Annotated in this window: 13 protein-coding genes and 3 pseudogenes; 5 read left to right on the top strand and 11 right to left on the bottom strand. The window is 60.8% G+C overall.

The window, feature by feature from the left end; translation table 11 throughout:
- Positions 1 to 137: 137 nt before the first annotated feature.
- Together ACNFH5_RS18205 and ACNFH5_RS18210 are read left to right on the top strand one after the other, a co-directional pair.
- A complete protein-coding gene (locus tag ACNFH5_RS18205; protein WP_416748303.1) occupies positions 138 to 668 on the top strand; it encodes a hypothetical protein in 531 nt (176 codons plus the stop codon).
- A gap of 139 nt (positions 669 to 807) precedes the next feature.
- Positions 808 to 1,650 carry an AraC family transcriptional regulator ligand-binding domain-containing protein gene (locus tag ACNFH5_RS18210; protein WP_416748305.1) on the top strand — a complete coding sequence of 281 codons (843 nt, stop codon included), beginning with the start codon at positions 808 to 810 and terminating at the stop codon, positions 1,648 to 1,650.
- A 133-nt stretch (positions 1,651 to 1,783) separates the two neighbouring features.
- Here the strand turns inward: ACNFH5_RS18210 and ACNFH5_RS18215 are convergent, their stop codons facing one another.
- Both ACNFH5_RS18215 and ACNFH5_RS18220 read right to left on the bottom strand, forming a co-directional pair.
- Positions 1,784 to 3,268 (bottom strand): transglycosylase SLT domain-containing protein, encoded by a 1,485-nt coding sequence (locus tag ACNFH5_RS18215; RefSeq protein WP_416748672.1) that lies wholly within the window; start codon positions 3,266 to 3,268, stop codon positions 1,784 to 1,786.
- Between the two features lie 346 nt (positions 3,269 to 3,614).
- Positions 3,615 to 5,201: a GMC family oxidoreductase gene (locus ACNFH5_RS18220; RefSeq protein WP_416748307.1), complete on the bottom strand. Its 1,587-nt coding sequence runs from the start codon at positions 5,199 to 5,201 to the stop codon at positions 3,615 to 3,617.
- Between the two features lie 170 nt (positions 5,202 to 5,371).
- Between ACNFH5_RS18220 and ACNFH5_RS18225 the strand changes: the two genes are divergently transcribed.
- On the top strand, positions 5,372 to 6,367 hold the full coding sequence (locus tag ACNFH5_RS18225; protein WP_416748308.1) for an AraC family transcriptional regulator: 996 nt from the start codon (positions 5,372 to 5,374) through the stop codon (positions 6,365 to 6,367).
- 17 nt (positions 6,368 to 6,384) lie between these two features.
- Here ACNFH5_RS18225 and ACNFH5_RS18230 read toward each other — a convergent pair.
- From ACNFH5_RS18230 to ACNFH5_RS18270, 9 genes and pseudogenes are all read right to left on the bottom strand, one after another.
- A pseudogene (locus ACNFH5_RS18230) lies at positions 6,385 to 6,573 on the bottom strand (response regulator transcription factor); the annotation flags it as partial.
- 108 nt (positions 6,574 to 6,681) lie between these two features.
- A pseudogene (locus tag ACNFH5_RS18235) lies at positions 6,682 to 9,024 on the bottom strand (helix-turn-helix transcriptional regulator); the annotation flags it as partial.
- A 42-nt stretch (positions 9,025 to 9,066) separates the two neighbouring features.
- Complete coding sequence (locus ACNFH5_RS18240; protein WP_416748310.1) at positions 9,067 to 10,434, bottom strand: DUF1329 domain-containing protein; 1,368 nt, start codon at positions 10,432 to 10,434, stop codon at positions 9,067 to 9,069.
- A 16-nt stretch (positions 10,435 to 10,450) separates the two neighbouring features.
- Positions 10,451 to 12,346: a DUF1302 domain-containing protein gene (locus ACNFH5_RS18245; RefSeq protein WP_416748312.1), complete on the bottom strand. Its 1,896-nt coding sequence runs from the start codon at positions 12,344 to 12,346 to the stop codon at positions 10,451 to 10,453.
- 216 nt (positions 12,347 to 12,562) lie between these two features.
- Positions 12,563 to 12,721, bottom strand: a pseudogene (locus ACNFH5_RS18250) (BCCT family transporter); the annotation flags it as partial.
- An 81-nt stretch (positions 12,722 to 12,802) separates the two neighbouring features.
- The gene (locus tag ACNFH5_RS18255) at positions 12,803 to 13,336 is read right to left on the bottom strand and encodes a PqiC family protein (RefSeq protein WP_416748314.1); all 534 of its coding nucleotides are present in this window, start codon (positions 13,334 to 13,336) and stop codon (positions 12,803 to 12,805) included.
- Positions 13,337 to 13,353: 17 nt separating this feature from the next.
- Complete coding sequence (locus tag ACNFH5_RS18260) at positions 13,354 to 14,988, bottom strand: intermembrane transport protein PqiB (protein ID WP_416748316.1); 1,635 nt, start codon at positions 14,986 to 14,988, stop codon at positions 13,354 to 13,356.
- The gene (locus ACNFH5_RS18265) at positions 14,975 to 15,604 is read right to left on the bottom strand and encodes a paraquat-inducible protein A (RefSeq protein WP_416748318.1); all 630 of its coding nucleotides are present in this window, start codon (positions 15,602 to 15,604) and stop codon (positions 14,975 to 14,977) included. The genes ACNFH5_RS18260 and ACNFH5_RS18265 overlap by 14 nt, the downstream gene beginning before the upstream one ends.
- The gene (locus ACNFH5_RS18270) at positions 15,601 to 16,197 is read right to left on the bottom strand and encodes a paraquat-inducible protein A (RefSeq protein WP_088416859.1); all 597 of its coding nucleotides are present in this window, start codon (positions 16,195 to 16,197) and stop codon (positions 15,601 to 15,603) included. The genes ACNFH5_RS18265 and ACNFH5_RS18270 overlap by 4 nt, the downstream gene beginning before the upstream one ends.
- A 246-nt stretch (positions 16,198 to 16,443) precedes the next feature.
- On the opposite strand from ACNFH5_RS18270, the gene aspT reads away from it, so the two are divergent.
- A complete protein-coding gene (gene aspT / locus ACNFH5_RS18275) occupies positions 16,444 to 18,132 on the top strand; it encodes an aspartate-alanine antiporter (protein ID WP_416748320.1) in 1,689 nt (562 codons plus the stop codon).
- A gap of 419 nt (positions 18,133 to 18,551) precedes the next feature.
- A complete protein-coding gene (locus ACNFH5_RS18280; RefSeq protein ID WP_416748322.1) occupies positions 18,552 to 19,853 on the top strand; it encodes an OmpP1/FadL family transporter in 1,302 nt (433 codons plus the stop codon).
- Positions 19,854 to 19,913 lie beyond the last annotated feature (60 nt).

A 19,913-nucleotide genomic window follows, 5' to 3' on the forward strand; every position in this document is an offset into this window, starting at 1 on the left:
TGTAGTGGGGCAGCTAACGGCCAATAGCAGCCGTCGACGAATCAGAACTTCCGGTCAGCAGGCATTCGCAGATCTCATTCTCGACTGACGGAGCTGTCTACACTCAGCGATGTCACGGAATGAAGAGTCGAGAATCCATGAAATCGATACTGCTAAAGGCAAAACACGAGTTCATCAAGGCACTGCCGCCCACCATCTTCTTCTTCGTTATCCTGCACATCGTCGCTGCCATTCGCGCGCTCATGATCAAGGGCTCAGGCGTTCCGCTTCCTGTGACGGCGTCGGTGCTGATCGCCTCCCTAGTGCTAGGCAAGTCGGTACTGGTGGCCGATATGCTTCCTTTCATCAATCGTTTTCCCGAAAAGCCACTGATCTGGAACGTCACCTGGAAAACTGTGATGTACGCTTTGGTTGCATTGTTCGTGCATTACCTAGAACGGCTCTACGAATACTGGAAAGAAGCACCTAGCTTGGTGGATGCAAACTCAATGCTATGGACGTCCATGAACTGGCCACGATTCTGGGCGGTGCAAATACTGCTCGTCACCTTGATTTTCATGTATTGCGTCATCTCGGAATTGGCACGCGTGATAGGCCATGAGCGGCTCAGGAAAATGTTCCTTGGGCCACTTCCAACCAGATCATCAGACGAAAACTCCACCCAGTAGAGGAGCCCATATGTTTGCAAGCCAGCGTCAGACACGGGCCAGTCGGAAGACGAAATGCATAAGGTTTGCTGGTAGTGATGTGCTGCGATGCGCATGCCTACAAAGGCGCGCGCTCTCGAAACCCTTCAAGGCCTGACTTATGTATGCATATTTAGAAAAGCACCAGCGCTTCCAGACCGAGGTTCAAGACTGTGATCAGACAGATTTCCACCTGTCTCAATTTAGGGAGCTAGGTTATCTATTAGCCTCAGCAGCGACGGTGGGCGGCAGTCTCGAATCACTCGCTCGCTACCTGAGCCGCTGTGAAGCAGAGATTCATTGTCGCCTCGACTATCAGGCTTCGCATATCCGACTGCACTTTGACGTTGCCAGCACCTCGTCGGATGCCGGATCGATCGTCGAGAAGTGGATGCTTCGTGTGGCTGGGCTGATCGGGGCGTTGCTCGGACACCCGTTCCATCCACTACAGGTCGTATTCCGCCATGGGCCCAATGGCGACCATAGTGACTATTACAAGCGATTCGGCTGCCCTGCGCTGTTTAGGCAGAAGAACGACTCATTGATTCTTTCGCCCACAACGCTCAGTACGCCGTGTCTAGATAGTGATCCAATACTGCACTCCATAATGCTCTTCTACCTTGACTCGCATCTCAAGAGTCCTGGACTGATTGATACCCAAGTGGCTGAGCAGATTTACAGGCTTCTTCCCGTTTTTCGAGCAACACTCGTTGATGTAGCCGCAGCTCTGAGAGTCAACCCTCGAACTCTACAGCGCCGGCTTGCCGAAGTTCAGACTGACTTCGAGGGGATATTAGATCGCATCCGCCGCGAGCAAGCTGTTCAATTGCTGCGACAAACCAACATGGAGATTGAGGGAATCGCCAATGCGCTTGGCTACAGGCGGACAGCCTCCTTCTGTAGGGCGCATCAGAGATGGTTTGGCATCTCGCCAGTGGATGCACGTAAACAATATTTGGTCTAGTTGGCCAGTGCCGACGATGAATGATACGGAGTGTTGGGCCTCAGAGATGTCCGCTATGGGTCGGCAGCAGCCCCTCGTCAGTGGCAGCAACCTGTCAGAAGCGGACGTCACAATCCTCCTTTCCCAAGGCCCGTCACTGCGCCGCCTGCTGGGGCCGACTCTTGTCTTCGGCCAGTTTGTACGCAACGTAGTATTTGTAGATATTGCCCACGTAATCGACTGTTTCCCGCCCCACCACTCGCGCGGCGGCGTGTTCGACGTTGCCGAACCAGATATTCGGATCCAGCCCTGACTCCTGGGCCAGGCGGCGAAACTTCATCAGGTTCCCAGGTCCGGCGTTGTAGGCAGCGAACGTCATCAGTGTCTTGTTCAATGGCGTCAGTTGCGGATCGCTCAAGTATTTGTCGGCCAGCAGGCGCATGTACTTCGTGCCGGCCTCAATGTTCTTGTCCGCGCTCTTGTCGATACCGCGAATGGCCACCGAGCGATCCGCCGCGGTGCTGGGCTTCATCTGCATGACGCCCACGGCGCCCGCCGAGCTGCGTGCTTTCTGGTTCAGCTGCGACTCCTGAAAGCCCTGGGCAACCAGCATCAGGTAATCGAAGTCGTAGGTGCCGGCATGCTTCTGGAACAACCCGACCATGTCGCGGAAGTGCTTCATCTCCGCCTCGGAAGTCGCGTCGAACAAGCGCTTGCTGTTCTTCACGTACTTATTGCGCAGAGTGTTGCCGAAAGTCGTACCGACCTTGTGGACCTGCACGAAGGCGTCGAGCCTCTCCTTCAGCTGTGGACTGTCCTTGCGGATGGCCCAGGCAAACTCGGAACCCTGGGCGTTAATGGCGATATCTTCATGCACCTGCATCTGCCGGTAGAGCGCGCTCCAGGCCTTGGCAATGTACAGGTCGACCACCGTGGCCGGGATCAGCCCAGCATTGACCATTTCCAGCAGGTCCTCGGATTCGAGGTTCTCGTCGGCAGACTTGATCTGCACCGGTGCGATTCCCTTCTGCGCGAAGGATTTGTTCAATACCTGCAGGTGCTCGTTGTAACTGCTTGAAGGCCGCACCGTTACCTCCTGGCCGGCCAGCGCCTCCAGGCTCGCAATCGGATTGCTGCCAGGCGCCGTCACCAGCACTTCTTTGATGCCAGTGGCGAAAGGTGCGGCGAAATCCACTACCTGCTGGCGGCTGTCGGTAATCGTCAGGCCGCCGGCAGCGATGTCACCCACACCGGCCTGCAGCTGAGGCATCAACTGGTCCCTGGGCGTAGGTATGAACAGCACGCGCCAGTGCAGGGATTTCTCCGTATAGGGATATTGCTTGTTCAGCCAAGCTTCCAGCGCCTTGCCCAGCTCGTAGCTGATGCCTGCTTGCCGTCCTCGATCGACAGCGAAGAACGTCCGGCTATAGGGCACGAGGATGCGCACCAACCGGCGTTCGCGCATGCCGTCCAGGTCCCCCTTCCAGGCCGGCGGAATCGGCAGCACCATGGCCCGGACCTCCGCCTCTTCCTGCTGGGTCAAGCGGGCATCAGGCAACGAGGGTTGCGCGGCATAAGCGCAAAGACATGAAAACAGCGTGAACGACAGGCACACGGAAGCGAGGCAGCGGCGTCCCATGGTTCGAACCTTCCCGTTTAGCTGGATGACCGGTCGCAAGACATGCCCAGGTCACGTGGCCGGCGCCGCGCCCTGAGCCAATGCCGCTGGCGGAGCTGGGGAAGCTCCGCCGTCAGTTCAAGACTAGTTCAAGACCCGCCAAACGCATCGCCACTCCCCTGCCAGCAGTGGAGAACTCGTCGCATTCTTGCGCACCGCGAACGTGCAAATTCCTCCTGACGCTCAGACTGGCGATGCGCATCTACCAGCGTGCTGGACTGCCAGGTCCTACGACGTGCGCAAACTCCAGAAAGAGGCTGGGAGGCGTCAGCTCAATGGCTTATGCGACGCCTGGATTCCGATCGGATCATTGCGTCGCCCTGATCCACTCAGCCGCTCTCTCCGCGATCATGATGGCCGGTGCATTGGTGTTGCCTCCGATCAGGGTCGGCATGATTGAGGCATCGACAACCCTGAGCGCTTCGATGCCATGCACTCGGAGCTGGTGGTCCACCACGGCCATCTCGTCGCTCCCCATCTTGCAGGTACCCACGGGGTGATAGACGGTGTCTGTTCGTCTGCGCAACAGCTCGATCAATTGCTCATCGCTGACCAGGTTGCTGCTGTAGAGGTCTTTCAGACCATATCGCGCCAGCGGTGGCTGTCCGACGATGTCCCGCACCATGCGATAGCCCTTGAGTAACGTGCCGACATCGTCGTCGTGGCCGAGGAAGTTCGGGTCAATGCGTGGCGCCGCGAAGGGATTGGCTGAGTGCAATCCGACACTGCCGACACTCTTGGGCCGCAGCACGCAAACGTGACAGCTGAAGCCGTGGCCCCAATGCAGCTTCCTGCCATGGTCGTCGATTGGCCCGATGACCGCATGCAACTGGATATCCGGGCGTGTCAGCTCGCGCGAAGTCTTGAGAAATCCCCCGCTCTCCGCGCAGTTGCTGGCGAAGGGGCCGGTCCTGTGGCGGGTGTATTCGACGAAGGCCTTGCCCATCTTGACCGTACCACTGGCAGAGATTCCCAGCAGGGAGGTGTCGTGGCTTTTGTAGCAGGCGACGATATCGGGATGATCCTGAAGATTCTGCCCGACCCCAGGCAGCTCATGGTGCAAGGCAATACCCTGGGGCTTGAGTTCGCTCTCCGCGCCGATACCCGAAAGCATCAGCAACTGCGGACTGCCAAACGCCCCCGCACTGAGCAGGACTTCGCGGCGCGCCCGGATTTCCATGCGTTCGCCTTTCAGCGATACCTGCATACCCACCGCACGTTTGCCTTGCAGCAGGATGCGCTGAGCGTGCGCACCGGTAATCACGGTCAAGTTGCCGCGAAGCTCGCGAATGGGTTTGAGGAAGGCTGCGGCGGCGCTCCAGCGGCGTCCGTCGCGAATGGTTACATCGTAGTGCCCTATACCCTCCTGCTCGGCACCATTGAAGTCCGCGTTACGTTCATGCCCTGCTTGCCTGGCCGCATCAAGAAACGCATTGGTGACCGAGTGAGGCTGCACACGGCCGACATACAGCTCGCCTTCGCCGCCGTGGAACTGGCTGTCGCCCAGATGGTGCCCTTCGCTTTTTCGGAAGTACGGCAGGACGTCGTCATAGGACCAGCCGGAATTTCCAAGGGCTTGCCAGTCGTCATAGTCACTGCGGTGACCACGGATATAGATCATTCCGTTGATCGAGCTGCTGCCCCCCAAAGTTTTTCCGCGTGGCTGGTACCCACAACGCCCCATCAGGCCCGGCTGCGGCACAGTTTGTAACGCCCAGTTCACATGGCGTGTCGGGAGGATTGCGGCCACTCCGATCGGCGCATGGATCAGCGGGGAGGTGTCTTCGGAACCAGCCTCCAGCAGACACACCCGCACGGAAGGATCAGCACTGAGGCGGTTAGCGAGAACGCAGCCAGCCGAGCCGGCGCCAACGATGACGTAGTCGAATTCCATAATTGTTCTTCTCGGTTCGCGAGTATGGGCACCTGGCAGATCAGGAGGTGCGGGGTCTGGAATTCTTCGTCGATGAGGCGCAAATTAATTGATCCTTGACGACTAAAAATTGATTTTTGACGACTGTGACAGCCCTCATCCGCACCACTTCGTTCATTGGATTTCCGCAGTTGGTCGAGCAACTGGGCGGCGATCCTGCCCAGTTCCTGCATCGTTTCCAGATCGACCCTCGTGCACTGGATGATGACGAAGCGCGGGTCCCGCTGAGATCGTTGGTGGCGGTGCTCGAATGTGCGGCCGATGAGCTGGGCTGCCCCGATCTGGGTCTCCGCATGGCGGAGTATCAGGATCTGCATGTCCTGGGGCCGGTCGCGCTGATTGCGCGAAATTCGGCGACGGTCGGCCAGGCACTGGAGGAGATATCGCGCTTCATCGGCTATCACAGCCCCGGCATCGATGTGCAACTCGACCGCGCCGAACCTGACAGCCCTCGGCTGGTGATCGAGATTCGCCTGCCAGGCCCTACGCGGCATCGACAGATGCAGGAGCTCGCGCTGGGTGTGGGCTACAACACGATGAAACTGCTGTGCGGCAGCCAGTTCAGCGCCCGCTCCCTTCAGCTCAGCGGCGCGGGGGCACTGCCATCCAGCCGTTACCGGCGCTACTTCGGGACGACCATCTATTTCGGCCAGGACTGCAACGCTCTCGTCCTGAGCCGAGAACAGCTCTGTCAGCGAGTCGAGCGACAGGACGCCCAACTGCACCGGGTACTGCTGGACTACCTCAGCCCTTTTGACGCGCAGGGCTCGGCTGGCCTGGTGCGGCAAGTGGAAAATCTGATTCTGCGCACGCTGCCGACCCAGCGCTGCCGCATCAGCCTGATCGCCGAGCAACTAGGTTTGCATGAACGTGTTCTGCAACGGCGCCTTGCCGACGAGGGAACGGGATTCGACGCGCTGCTGGAACAGGCTCGGCGCTCCTGCGCGCAGCGCTATCTGGCCGAGCGCCATATGCCACTCTCCCAGGTGGCAGGCTTGCTGGGTTACAGCGAACAAAGCGTCTTCAATCGTGCCTGCCGTCGTTGGTTCGATGACACTCCGCGCGGGGTCCGCCGGCAGTTGCTCGACGCTGCGGACGCCTCTCAATCCCCCGCCCCATCTGGCTGAAACGGATCAGCGCGCGGTTATCTCACCAGCCCCAGCTCCTTGGCCCGGACAATGGCCTGGGTGCGCCGCGCCACTCCCAGCTTTACGTTTATCTTCTGCGCGTGGCTCTTGACCGTGTGCAGGGAGATAAATAGCTGCTCAGCAATGTCCTGGTTGGACAACCCCTGGGCGATCATTTTCAGCACCGACAACTCGCGGGGGCTGAGCAGCACCGCGGCGGGTTGTTGATCGTCAGCCCTCAGCGATTCCTTTCCCCAGCGCACGAGACCCGGGTTGCGAAGACTACAAGCGTATTCCGCGCTGACCATACCTACCTGCCGGGCCAGCGCCATTGCATCGAGCAACGCCCGCTGTGCGACTACCTGTTGGCCCTTGGAGTAATGTGCCTCGGCCAGGACGAACCATAACTCCACGGCCAGCGCACGCCGCTCCTGCTGAAGGGCATCCTTGAGCATCTCCTCGAGAACTGCAGCGACATCTTCACCGGCTGCCAGGCGCGCCTGGACAAGGGCCAGTTGAAGGTGCTGGACCAATTCGGGGTTGCCATAGGGTGGCCTTTTGCGGGCTGGCCCGGAGTATTGCAGCAGGCACTCTTCCAGCGCGGCGCGAGCGCGGCCGGCGTAGCCCTCCTGAATCCATAACCTGGCGTAGCCCAGCAAAAGCAGATTCTGGTACAGCGGCTCGGTGATGTTGCGGAACTGCAGCAAGCGCTCGGCATCGGCGAGCCGTAGATGAGCTTGAGCGAGGGACTGTTGCATCGCATCCAGTTCGGCCAGCCCGATGTACCCCCACGAGGCTGCTGGGTCCTCGCAGTCCAGGCACTCCTGCAGGCCAGCTTCAAAGTGCCCGCGAGCCGCAGCGTATTGCCCCATTCGGGCCAGCAAGGCGCCCAGACGCAACCTTGTACGACCACTCAGCGGGTTGGCTTCTCCTTTACCCCCGGCGTTCAGTTCCTGGTGGAGTTGTTCTGCCAAGTGCAACGCCTGCCTGAGCTCCCCCTGCATCTCCAGGAGCTGCACCTTCTGGAGCAGTAACAAAGCCTCCAGTACTCGACTGCCGTGGCGGCGAGCCACTTTGATGGCATCACGGTGGAAGACTTGCGCGGTCTCGATGCGACCGTCGACTATCTCTACTTCGATGAGCGCTGTAAGCACTATCACGTATTGCGCCCAGGCGGACTCCGGCAGGTTTTCCAACGCCTCACGCATGTGTGGGGCATCGACCTTGCCGCGGTGATACTCCAGCTTGCCGCTCAGTGCCTGGCACTGAGCAAGCAGCTCTCGCTGACGCTGCGCTGTCGGCTGCGGAAGAAAGCGCTGTAACTGCGCGGCGCAGACCTCAGCCTCGTCCAGTCGACCGCTGATGAGCAGTGCCCAGGAATTGAGTATCAGCAGCCGGGGCGTACTGGAAATCAGCTCTCCGGGCAGCAGGTTGCGCCAGCGAAGTACTCGCGCCATCTGGCTACCATGCAGCAACCTGTCTCGATTGAAGTGCTGCAGCAGGCTGGCGGCAATTTCAGCCTGATCAGCCAGCAGTGCATAGTCGATGGCTTGGCGAATCTGCTCGCGCCCCGCGGCCCATTGGCAGGCGTGGCGGTATAGGGCCCGCTTCAGGTTCTGCGCCACTTCCGCAGCAAGAATGCTTCCCACGGCTGGGCGTACGCGATGCAGTCCCTGATCACTGTCCAGTGTTTCTATGAACACGCCCGCGTTCAGCAATTGCTGCAGCAACAGCTTGCCTTCGCCGACACCGAGCACATGCTCACAGAGCGACTCGTCAAAATCCTGCAAGCAAGAAAGCTTGCATAGCGCCTGGCGCAACTCGTCAGGGAGCTCAGCCAGCACTTCCTGCTCCAAGTACCGGCGAACCAGTGCATTGCCCTGCGCGGCTTCTGGCGGCTGGCCGGGGTCGCGGCCGTGCAGGCGCAAGCGGATGCCGGCGAACCAGCCATCGGTCTGAGCCATCAATGCCTGCACTGTGGCGGATGGGACTTCGCCATAGAGACTGCCCAGCAGATCAGTCAATTCAGCAGCCGTCATGGCTAGATCATCGGCCCCGAGTTCGAACAACTCTCCTTCGAGCAGTAACCGTTCCAGTTTGCAGGCAGGCCGACGGCGGCTTGCGAGCCACCAGTACACATTCGCCGACGAGGTGTGGAGCAACAGATCGAGAAGCCGGTCAAGGCGCTCATCACCTATCTGCGGCAGATCATCGAGCATGATCCAGAGTGGCCCATCCTGTTGAGCCAGGTAGGTGAGCACACTGGTGACATCATGGCCGGCAAGGCCAAGCGCGGAGGCCAGGATTTCAAGTAGTGATGCTTCGTCTAGCTGAAGACCCTTCAGATCCAGCCAATGCAGGCGCGTGTCTTCTGGGCGCGCCAGTGCGCATTCGCGCAGCAGCACACTCTTCCCGCTGCCGGCAGGGGCACAGATCAACCGCAATCGGCATGACGAGTGAAGCAGTGCCTGGCTCAGACGTGGGCGAGGTAGAAAGCCGGTGGGCAACGCAGGAGCGCGGCACGGGTCCGTGTAGATAGTCGCCGTGGGCATGGCGTTACTCGTTGGTTTCCAGTGGGAAAAGGAAGACATCGTACGGTTTGAACCGCTGGCTGTATCGGACTTGCCGACGATCTGGCACAAAAAAGGGCGGCCCATGGGCCGCCCAACACGGAGTTGCTCAGTGGAACACGGTCGCCATCAGCGCACGCCAGTCTGGCGCAGCGCAGCGGGAGTGTAGTCAGCGGCGATCGCCTTGGCACCGAAGACGATGCTCTGTTTCTCCTCGTTCTTCAGGCCCATGACCGAGTAACGACCGGAGATGACGTCGTAAAGCGTCTCGGCGGTGTAACCCGGCACCTTGTGGTTGTAGTACTGCTGGGCGTGACCTTCGCCAACGCGCCAGAGCTGGCCGCGGCCATCGTAATGATCGACCTCCGCGAGCTGCCAAGTGTCCTCGTCGAAGTACATGTGGCGCTTGGCGTAGATGTGTCGCTCACCGCTCTTGAGCGTACCGACCACTTCCCACACGCGGTGCAATTCGTAGCGCGTCAGGTCCTGGTTGATGTGGCCGGGCTTGATGATGTCGTCGTACTTGAGCGTGGGCGAATCAAGCTTGTAGCTGTTGTAGGGAATGTACAGCTCCTTCTTGCCCACCAACTTCCAGTCGTAGCGGTCGGGCGAGCCGTTGTACATGTCGTAGTTGTCGGAGGTCGCCAGGCCGTCGGCAGCGGTGGCTGGGCCGTCATAAGCCACCTGAGGTGCACGGCGCACGCGGCGCTGGCCGGCGTTGTAGAGCCATGCCTGGCGAGGTTCCTTCACCTGATCGATGGTTTCGTGCACCAGCAGGACGTTGCCCGCCAGACGTGCCGGCGCCGTCACGCGCTGGATGAAATAGAAGAGGATGTTGTCACCCTTGGCCTTGTCGAAGTCCGGCAGATTCGACGGGTAGGACACTTCATCCTCGAAGTGCACCATGGAGAAAGAACCGTCGGTCTGCGGCTGTACGCGGGTGATGTAGCGATGGATGTTACCGCCGCGGTAACGCGTTTCGTGGTTCCAAACCAGCTCGACGCCAGTCTTGGGAATCGGGAAGGCGTAATAGTGGCTGTCGAAGTTCTGCAGGCCATTACCGCCGCCCACCAGTTCCGTACGAGTCGCACTGGTCTTGATCGCCGCATAGATATCGTCCGGTAATGCAGCGGTGCGATGCGTCGGATAGACCGGGATTCTGTAGCTATCCGGATAGCGTTTGAACATCGCCATCTGGCCGTCAGTCAGCTTGTCCTTGTACTGCTCCGCATTGGCAGCGGTGATGACAAATAGCGGTTTCTCATTGGCGAACGGGTCGGCAAGAAAGCCCCTGGAATCGACAGCACCTGCGTTGGCGGCCAGGCCGCCGATCCATGCCGGGATACTGCCGTCCGCGTTGCCGGCCTTTTCGGCGCCCATCGGCGTGAGGGTTCCACCCAGTTGGGCGACTTCAGCTGCAGGGACCGCAGCCATCACGCTGGATGCCAACAGCGAAAAAGCCAGTACGCCGGATTTCAAGGTTCGTTGAATGTGCATTGCAATGTCCTCTGCGTTAGAAGTTCACGCCAAAACTGAGAGCGACGAAGTCCCTGTCGACTGATGTGTTGAAGTCGCCGCCAAAGAAGTCCGTGTAGGAAAGGCTGGTGGTGTAGGTGTTCGCGTAGTCGGCATCCAGACCGATGCTCACAGCCTTGCTGCCTTCGTTGAACAGGCCGTTGGGGCCATAGCCATGAACGTCATGGGACCAACTGATGTTCGGTCGCAGGTTCACGCCGGCGAACACGCTGTTGTAATCCCAGATTGCGCGGGCCCGATAACCCCAGGCCGTAGAGGTCACATAGCCGTCGTTATCGCAGTTGGTGGTCAGGTTGGTGAAATCGCTATTGCCCACCGCACCGGATATGGTCGTCTGGTTCAGGGCCCGGCAGGTATTGACCGCGCCAGTGGCCGGCAGCTCGCCAGGCCCATATACGGGGTCACGGCCATAGCGCGCGTCCTGCCGCGAATCCAGACCACCCACGTGGACCACACCGAGTTCGCCAACCAGGGTCAGGCGCTCGGCGCCCATCACCTGATCGAGGAAGTGAGTCAGGGTCGTCTGGAACTGGGTGATTTCCTTGCGGCGATAGCCGTGCAGATCCTGCCCCGGCGTTGCATCGAGCACCGAAGCGTTGCCGTAGGCCGCAAAGCCGACCGGGTTGATGGCAGCCAGGGGGCCAACACCAGCAAACAACAGGTCGGTGGTGTTGAGCTGTACCGGCGCGTTGGGCCTGTAGCTCACCTCACCGCTCCAGGCGGTGCCGGTGGGCAGTGTCGTTGAGAAGCTCAGGCCATAAAGGTGGATGTCCTCGGGGTACTCCATGAAATAACTGGAGTTGCCCGCCACAACCAGCGGCGCAGCGGCGCCGGTGCGTGCCGCGGTGTTGTACACGCCTTGCGAAGGGGAAGTTACGCTCAGGAAGGGTGCACGGCTGTGGTAGTTCATGAAGTACGCGCCAAACTCGGTGTTCAGCGGATCGAACATGTAGCGCAGCGCCAGGCCCCACTGCCCGCTGTCGCGCGCGTCACGGTCGCCGGCGCGGCGCACCAGGGTGCCCTCGCCGTTCTGATCGATATCCATCGTCGTGCCGGGCAAAGCGGCATTCACCGCACGACCTGCCGACAGGTTGTTGGTCAGCAGGCGCAGGTTATTGCTGCAGCCGTCCGCTACCACATCAGCCTGGGAGAAGAAGGTGCCGCAGTTGTCGACGACAGTCTGATCCCATTCCAACTGGTAGAAGGCTTCGGCCGAGAGGCTGTCGGTCAGACTCTGCGAGACGAAGAACATGTTTACCGGGATCAGGCCTTCCTTGATTTCTGCGCCAGGGCGGCGGAAGGCGGCCACGTCGATGGGGTTGATCGAGTTGATGCTGTTGAGGATGAAGGTGCTCTCGCCCCAGCTCACCACCTGCTTGCCCAGGCGCACGGAGCCGGGCTGATCGGCAATGGTGTAGTTGTGGTAGACGAAGGCATCAAGCATCTGCGCACCGGCAGATTTGGCACCTTCCTTCCGGCCACTGTCGTCGATGTCCTTGAACGGCCGGCTCTCATCCTTGAGTTCGAAGTCGTACCAGTACTTGCCGCGCAGGAACACGCCGGTGTCCTCGTACTTCAACTCCAGATCATGGATGCCCTTGAAAATCTTGGAGAAGGTCTTGCCCTTCTTGAAGTTCAGATGGCCGTCATCGGAGGTCTGCGATAGGCCTTTGCCGCCGTTGTTGACGCCAATAAGGTCCGGATCGCCACCGCGCAGTGCCCAACTGGCCCCCACGGAGAGGGATGAATCGAATGTCCCCTCGATCTCACCGATAGTGAATGTCGCGGCCTGAGCCTGTGCGGCGCAGCCGATGGCTACGGCAAGTGCGAGTGCGTTTGGGACGAATCCGGCGCGCGCTTTTTTTGTTGTCATGCGGCTTTCCCGTGGTTGATGTTGGCCCGGGAAAACTAATCAGTACGTCTGCGCCACGTAAGCGACGAAGTAGCGATTCAAAAAATCATACTTAGGTATGAGCGCAACCATTTTGCTGGCGTTGGCCGGCAGAAATACGACGCTCGACGGGCCAGGAACCGATGAACGAGCTCCCGATAGATGGCTGCCGGCAACTGGTCTGCCGTGAAATGCTCATTACTTGGTCTGATGCAAGCCCGGTCTAGACAGGGCCCTCTCCCGGCTGCTGCGAAAGCTTATGACCGGAATCAGGCCGACGATGGCGCAGACCGCCCACGCGCGCAGGCCACGGTGGAAGAAGGTGATCTTCATCGCTTCGCGTGCTGCGATACGTGTCATGTCGCGCCGGGCGGTACGCCGTGCCGAGGACAATCCCCCGGCGCTGGCGATTTATCGAGGGCACCTGGCAGTTGGCGATCAAGGACAGCGGGTGCTTGCGCCGGCGCTGGCCTGTGCCACCTGTTCGGCGAGCTTGCGCAGGTTGGCCTGCTGCGCGACCACCAGCGCCTCGACGCTGGGGCCGGCCGGCGTCTGCAGGCTGCTGCGGCAGACCAGGGGTGTTTCCGAACCGCGACGCTGCAGGCGCCAGCGCGCATCGAGCAACGCATACTGCCCCGGCACCGAATCGAAGCGCTGCACATCCACGCGCAGCAACGCGGCGCCGGCACCCGGCGCTCCAAGTTGGTCTTCAAGGGCGTTGCGGAATTCGTCCACCAGGTTGGCGCCCCACCACTCGGTTTCCAGGATTGCCAAACCGCTGCCACCCTGCCGAATGACAATCTGCGAGCGATCGACTTGCGGCGGCATGGACACTCGTTCCACCTTCACCTGGCCGCTGGCCGGAGCGCCCGGCTGGGCGGGGACCAGCGTGTGGTAATGGATGGGCGCACTACTGCAACCCCACATCACGGGGAACAGGCCGGCCAGGAGCAGCATGGGCAGCTTCGGCATCAGAAATCTCTCCTTGATCAGGGCTGAAGGTTATCGGCGTTGGCGTTCTTCGGTCGCCCGCGGATCAGCGATTCCGGATGACGCCCCAGGTAGTCGGAGAGGTCGCGCAACGAGCGTGACATGCGGTCCAGTTCATCGAGCGTGTCGCTGAGTTTCTCGCGCTGCGGCGAGTTCTCGCCCAGCGCCGAGTTGGCCGTGGCCAGCGTCGTGCGCACTTCATCCAGCGTCTTGGTGACGCCCGGCAGGGTCTGGGTATTGAACTGCTTGAGGCTGCCCTGCAATTCACGCAGGTTGCCGTCGAGGTTGCTGGCGATGCGTTCCAACGGCAGCTTGCCGATGCGGTCCACCACTGCCTGCAACTGTTCCTGTAGCTTCGCCAGGCTGCTGGGCACCGTCGGGATACGCAGCGGCCGGGCGGTGGCGTCGAACGCCACGGGCTTGGCGTCGGGATAGAAGTCCAGGGAGATGTACAGCTGTCCGGTCAGCAGGTTGCCACTGCGAGCCTGGGCCCGCATGCCGTGCTCGACGAAGCTGCCAATCACACGTGTGACGCCGCCCTGATCACCCACGCTGCTGTCGAAGGCCTTCAGCATCTTCTGGTGCACCGGCCCCAGGCGCTGCGGGTAGATCACTGCATCCACCACCACCGGGAATATCTGCAGCTTCTCGTCGTAATCCAACTGTATGTTGGTCACCTTGCCGAATTCGACGCCCATGAACTCAACCGGCGCGCCCACGCTCAGCCCCCGCATCGACTGGTCAAAGCGCAGACGCATGTACTGCGGCAGCCCGGTGGGCGGCGCCAGGGCGTTGTCACGATTGGCATAGAGGTCGAAAGCCTGATTGTCCTGTGCGGCGGACACTTCTTCGTTGCCCTCCGGCGCACCGAAGGCCAGCCCGCCAACCAGCAGAGCCGACAGCGATTCGGTGTTCACCCTCAGGCCATTGGCGCTGACGTCGACATCGACTCCACTGGCATTCCAGAAGCGTGTGTTCTGGGTCACGAAGGCGTCGTTGGGCGCCTCGATGAAGATGCCCAGATCCACACCCTTGCCGTCGCTGCGCAGGGCGTAGGAGGTCACCTGGCCCACCGGGATCTTGCGGTAATAGATCGGGGAGCCGATATCCAGTGAGCCCAGGTCATCGGCGCGCAGGACGAAACTCTTGCCCTTCTCGCCATAGGTAATCGGTGGCGGCGCCTCCAGGCCGGTGAAGCGCTTCTGCGGCTTGCTGGATTCGCCGGCGTCGGCGCCGATGAAGTTGCCCGAGAGCAACGTGTCGACACCGGTCACGCCACCGGCGCCAATGCGCGGGCGAACGACCCAGAATTTCGCGCCGTCAGTGGCGAAGGATTCGGCTTCCTTGTTCAGCTTGACGCTGGCGGTGACGCTGTTTTTGTCCTTGGCCAGCTCCACGCCCTCGACTTCGCCGATTACCACGCTGCGGTACTTCACCTGCGTCTTGTGGGCGACCAGGCCCTCGCCGGTCTTGAAGGAAATCTCGATGGTCGGCCCCTGCTCCATCCAGCTGCGCACGATCAGCGAGGCGCCGATCAGCAGCGCCACGATCGGCACGATCCAGACCAGCGAGACGCTCCAGCGCCGGGTGCGGACCTGCGGTTGCCCCGGAGTGTGCTGCTCAGTGTGCGCCATCGATAGGGTCTCCCTCATCCCAGATATGCCGTGGATCGAAACTCATGGCCGAGAGCATGGTGAGCACCACGACCATTCCAAAGAAGAGAATGCCGGCGCGCGGCTCGATGGTGCCCAGTTCGCGCATCTGCACGAGGGCCGCCACCAGCGCCACGACCATCACGTCGAGCATCGACCAGTAGCCGATGAGCTCGACGAAGCGATACAGCTGCGAGCGCTGCCGGCGCGCCCAGGCGCTGCGGTGCTGGGCGGTCCAGAGCAGCAGCCCGAGGGAGAGGAACTTGATCGCCGGCACGCCGATGCTGGCGATGAAGATGATCAGGGCGATATCCCACGCGCCGCTTTCCCAGAACTCCAGGACGCCGCCGCCGATGGTGCTGTCGATGCCCTGGCCGAGCATTTCGGTGTGCATCACTGGCAGCAGGTTGGCCGGCACATAGAAGATCAGCGCCGCCACCAGATACGCCCAGCCGCGGGTGATAGCGTCGTGCTTGCGGCTGTGCAGGGGCGCGCCACAGCGCTCGCAATGGTGGGCATTACCGCGGGTATCACAGGCCATGCCGCAGCCATGGCACAGACACAGGTGCAGGTCACTGGCCAGTGGCGGTGTGCTCATACGCGCTCCCAAAGATCGCGGATGTCCTTGCCGGCGATGGCGATGATCAACACGCTCAGTGCCGCCATGGCCACCAGGCCGATACCAGGGATCACGTCCAGCAGCCCGGCCAGCTTGATCACCGCAACCATGGTGCCCAGCAGGCAGACTTCCAGCATGCTCCAGGGACGCAGTGCTTCCAGCCAGCGCATGCAGAAGGCAAAGCCCGGAGCGCGACTCCCGGCGAGGGCGAAGCTCAGCACCCAGAGCAGCAGCGTCACCTGCAGCGCAGGCGCGAGGATGATGGCAAGGCCGGTGACCAGGGCGATGAAGGTGATGGGACCGCTGCTGAGGATCAGCACTGCGTCCCACAGCGTCGCCGAGTTGCTCAGGCCCTGCATGCTGATGGTCATCACCGGGTACGCATTGGCAAAGGCCAGCAGCACGGCGCCAGTCAGCGCCAAGGCCAAGCGTTGCTGCACCGACAACGCATTGTGCCGATGCAGTACGCCGCCACAACGCACGCACAGGGCTCGTTGATGACGCTGCAGCGGCTGGCGCTCGTACACCGCGTCGCAGTACTCGCAGATGATCAAATCACTGGCTACAGCCATAGGCGCTCTCGTGGCGGGCCAGCATACGCCGACCAGGAAAATCGCTATCCACGACAAGAGCCTTGTTAATGGCTCTGGAGCGATCCGGAAGAAGTCAGCAAGAGACTAGTCGAGGATTTTCGACATGGCCGGCGAGAATGCGAAATCGCACTAAGAAAAAGCCTGGTCCACACTCCACCGCATAACAGCAGCACGGCCCACACCAGCCATACTTCACCGATGTCTGTTCGACAGGGAGCTATGTCGATGCTCGATTTTGTCCTGCATGCCTTGCGCGCCAACCCTGAAATCGCTGTGTTCCTTGCGATATCCCTGGGTGTTCTGCTGGGCCGGATTCAAATCGGCGGCTTCCATTTAGGGTCGGTCGCCGGCGCACTGCTGATGGGGCTGTTGATCGGGCAGATCGGGCTGGAGGTGCCCCACGAGCTGAAGTCAGTTTTCTTCGCGCTGTTCATCTATGCGGTGGGTTTCAAGAGTGGTCCGGAGTTCTTCGGCAGCCTCAACCGCGGCACGTTCAAGCTGGTGCTGCTGTCGGTGGTGCTCTGCGCAACCGCACTCGCGACCATCCTGGCGATGTACCGACTGTTCGGTTTCGATGCCGGCTTCACCGCCGGGCTGGGCGCTGGCGCGCTGACCGACACTGCAATCATGGGCACCGCCAGCAGCGCCATCGCACAACTATCCATTGACGAAGCCGCGCGCAACCAGCTCAACAGCCATATGGCGGTGGCCTACGCCATTACCTATCTGTTCGGCACCATCGGCCTGATTGTTTTCGTCGGCAGCATCGCACCCCGGCTGCTGGGCGTAGATTTGCGCGAGAGCGCGCACGAACTGGAGCGGCAACTGGGCATCGAGCGCGACGAGCAGAGCATCACCATCCCCTACACCCGCATCGTCGTCCGCGCCTACCGCGTCGAGGCATCGGCTGTCGCTGGCCAGCGCATCGCAGACCTGGAGGCTTTGCATGCCGAGCTCAGCGTCGAACGGGTGATTCGCCAAGGCCGAGTGATCGAGCGCGACCCACAACTGCGCCTGGAGCACGGCGATATGCTCGGGGTGTATGCCCTGCGTGAAGCCCTGGCTGGGTTGAGCCAGTGGATAGGCACAGAGGTGGACGATCCGCTGAGTATGTCCTTTGCCACCCGCGATGCCGACATCGTGCTGACTTCAAAGCACCTGGCGGGCAAGACCATCGCGCAGATCAAGGCAAAACTGGGCGCGGCACAACGCATGGGCTGCTACATCCGGACCATCACCCGGCAGGGCCTGGAGCTGCCACAACTGCCCGATACCGTCCTACGCCGTGGCGATGTGATCAACCTGGTGGGGCGTGCTGCCAGCGTCGAGGCCCTGGCAAAACAGATCGGACGCGTTCGTGAAAGTAACTACAAGAGCGACATCGCCATCCATACCTTGGGCCTGGTACTTGGCTCGCTAGCCGGAATGCTCTCTACCCACGTCGGCATGATTCCGGTGGAGCTCGGCATTGGCGGCGGCATACTCCTCGCCGGTCTGGTGATCGGCTGGTACAACTCGCGGCATCCCGAGCACGGCGCTCTTCCACCAGCTGCGCAGTGGGCCTTTTCCGAGTTCGGACTGACCGCCTTCGGTGCAGTGGTGGGTCTGCTGGCCGGCCCAGCGGCCATCACTGCGATCCAGAACCAGGGAGCGGCGCTGGTGTTCGCCGGCGCACTGGTAACCATCATCCCACCTGTGGTGACTCTGTATTTCGGCCGCTACGTCCTCGGGCTGCACCCGATGATTCTGTTCGGCGCACTTGCCGGCGCGCAGACAGAGGCGGCGTCGATGAACAAGATCATCGAGCAGTCCGGCAGCAATACGCCGGTCATTGGCTTCACGGTGTGCTACGCAATTTCCAATGTGCTGCTGGCGGTGTGCGGTCCAATCATCGTCGCGGTGACGGCAGGCTGACGATTCGGAGCGTCGCACAAGCGCGCCACTCACGAATGTTGTTGGGGATGGCGGCGCTCAACGGCAGGGGTTTGCTCTCGCATCGCGAGCTCAACTTCTGGCAACTCATTTCGCGACACCTGATGAGTGGAGGGGAGTGTTCGCTCGCCACTGAACCCTGCGAAAAGCCTCATTGCCTGAAAGCCCTCATCCAGTTTGACCACTCCTTATACCTCTGCCCCTGTCGCCCAATACGTCTTAATCGCCCCTTGAACCAAAAGTCAGCTTGCACATCGCGATTAGCTATCTAGGCTGATTCACACAATCGCCGGATCCCACGTTGGATGAGCGGCACTTGTCTCCAGATCGCATTCGGAGCCTTAGCCTGCCACACGTTTCGGTGTGTGGCAGTTGGTCCCTCTGCGGGCATGGAGCGCTGAATGATCTCGAATCTTGAACGAGCCAACCAGACTAAAGCGGCGCTGGTTTCAGGAGTACTCCTGGCATGTTTGAGCGGTCCGGCATTTGCGGGAGGCATTCTGATCTACGAGGCGGGACAGGAGGGTAACGGTCTCGCCAACGCAGGTTCCGCAGCCCTGCCTAGCGACCCCAGCATCCTGATGAGTAATCCCGCCGGCATCACACAACTGGCGGGAACTCAGCTCAGCGCCAATGCGCAAGTGATCCTTGGCGACCTGCGTTTCTCACGTGACAGCAATAACGAATTCGACGGCAACGAAGGTGGCAATGCCCTTGAGTGGCTACCGGGCGCAAGCCTGTTCATCAGCCACCAGATCGATGATCGCTCCGCTATCGGCTTCGGCATGTACGGCAACTTCGGCTTGGCAGTGAACTATGACGATGACTGGGCCGGCCGCTACTTCAGCCAGGAGTCGGCGGTGATCGGTGTGTCGTTCCAGCCGACCATTGCGCACAAGTTCACCGACCAGCTTTCGGTCGGTATTGGCCCCCGTATTGTGTATGGCTACTACCGCACCGAAATGGCCATCAACAACAACTTGCTCGGCCTGCGCGACAACCCCGACGGCCAGTTGGAATACAAGGACACCGACGTCGGAACGGGTGTGAACATCGGCTTGCTCTACGACCTCAGCGAACGGACAAAGATCGGCCTCGCTTACACCAGCAAGGTGAAACTGGAGTTCGAAGACAGCCCTGACGTACGCAAGGTGAGCAACCCGATCATCAACGCTGCGCTCAATCGGCTGGATGTCGACTCGCTTGAGTTGGACATGAACATTCCACAGACCGCGACCCTCAGCATCGCCCACCAAGTCGATGCTCAGTGGAAGCTGCTGGGCAGCCTGGGCTGGCAGGACTGGAGCGACTTCGGCCAGATCGGCGTGGAGGTGGATGCGAACGCAGGTGGGGTGGATCGCACGGTAGACCGCCACTACAAGGACACCTGGCACGCCTCCATCGGCACTCAATATCAGGCCAACCCTCGCCTGCGTTGGAGCTTTGGTGTGGGCTACGACAGCTCGGCTGTCGATGACAAAGATCGCACCGTCGACAACCCCATGGCCGAGACTTGGCGCCTCGCCACTGGAGTCAATTACCAGCTCGATGACGGGCTGGACGTTCACCTGGCTTACACCCTGGTATGGCTGGGCGATATGGACGACGAACAGACCAAATCACGCTCCGGCGAAACGCTTTCGGGCACCTACAACAACGCCGCCCTCCACATCATCGGCGGGGGAGCGACCTGGCGTTTCTGATAGCACGCGGCAGAAGACCGTACCCCAACACTGAATGAAGAATCATCCACAAGGAGTAGC

The sequence above is a fragment of the Pseudomonas sp. NY15435 genome, from assembly GCF_048068295.1.
Taxonomy (GTDB): Bacteria; Pseudomonadota; Gammaproteobacteria; order Pseudomonadales; family Pseudomonadaceae; genus Pseudomonas.

Coding starts and splice junctions, on each gene's coding strand:
- ACNFH5_RS18210 (WP_416748305.1), top strand. CDS start 808: ATGTATGCATATTTAGAAAAGCACCAGCGCTTCCAGACCGAGGTTCAA.
- ACNFH5_RS18215 (WP_416748672.1), bottom strand. CDS start 3,268: ATGGGACGCCGCTGCCTCGCTTCCGTGTGCCTGTCGTTCACGCTGTTT.
- ACNFH5_RS18240 (WP_416748310.1), bottom strand. CDS start 10,434: ATGCACATTCAACGAACCTTGAAATCCGGCGTACTGGCTTTTTCGCTG.
- ACNFH5_RS18205 (WP_416748303.1), top strand. CDS start 138: ATGAAATCGATACTGCTAAAGGCAAAACACGAGTTCATCAAGGCACTG.
- ACNFH5_RS18280 (WP_416748322.1), top strand. CDS start 18,552: ATGATCTCGAATCTTGAACGAGCCAACCAGACTAAAGCGGCGCTGGTT.
- ACNFH5_RS18260 (WP_416748316.1), bottom strand. CDS start 14,988: ATGGCGCACACTGAGCAGCACACTCCGGGGCAACCGCAGGTCCGCACC.
- ACNFH5_RS18265 (WP_416748318.1), bottom strand. CDS start 15,604: ATGAGCACACCGCCACTGGCCAGTGACCTGCACCTGTGTCTGTGCCAT.
- ACNFH5_RS18270 (WP_088416859.1), bottom strand. CDS start 16,197: ATGGCTGTAGCCAGTGATTTGATCATCTGCGAGTACTGCGACGCGGTG.
- ACNFH5_RS18220 (WP_416748307.1), bottom strand. CDS start 5,201: ATGGAATTCGACTACGTCATCGTTGGCGCCGGCTCGGCTGGCTGCGTT.
- ACNFH5_RS18245 (WP_416748312.1), bottom strand. CDS start 12,346: ATGACAACAAAAAAAGCGCGCGCCGGATTCGTCCCAAACGCACTCGCA.
- aspT (WP_416748320.1), top strand. CDS start 16,444: ATGCTCGATTTTGTCCTGCATGCCTTGCGCGCCAACCCTGAAATCGCT.
- ACNFH5_RS18255 (WP_416748314.1), bottom strand. CDS start 13,336: ATGCCGAAGCTGCCCATGCTGCTCCTGGCCGGCCTGTTCCCCGTGATG.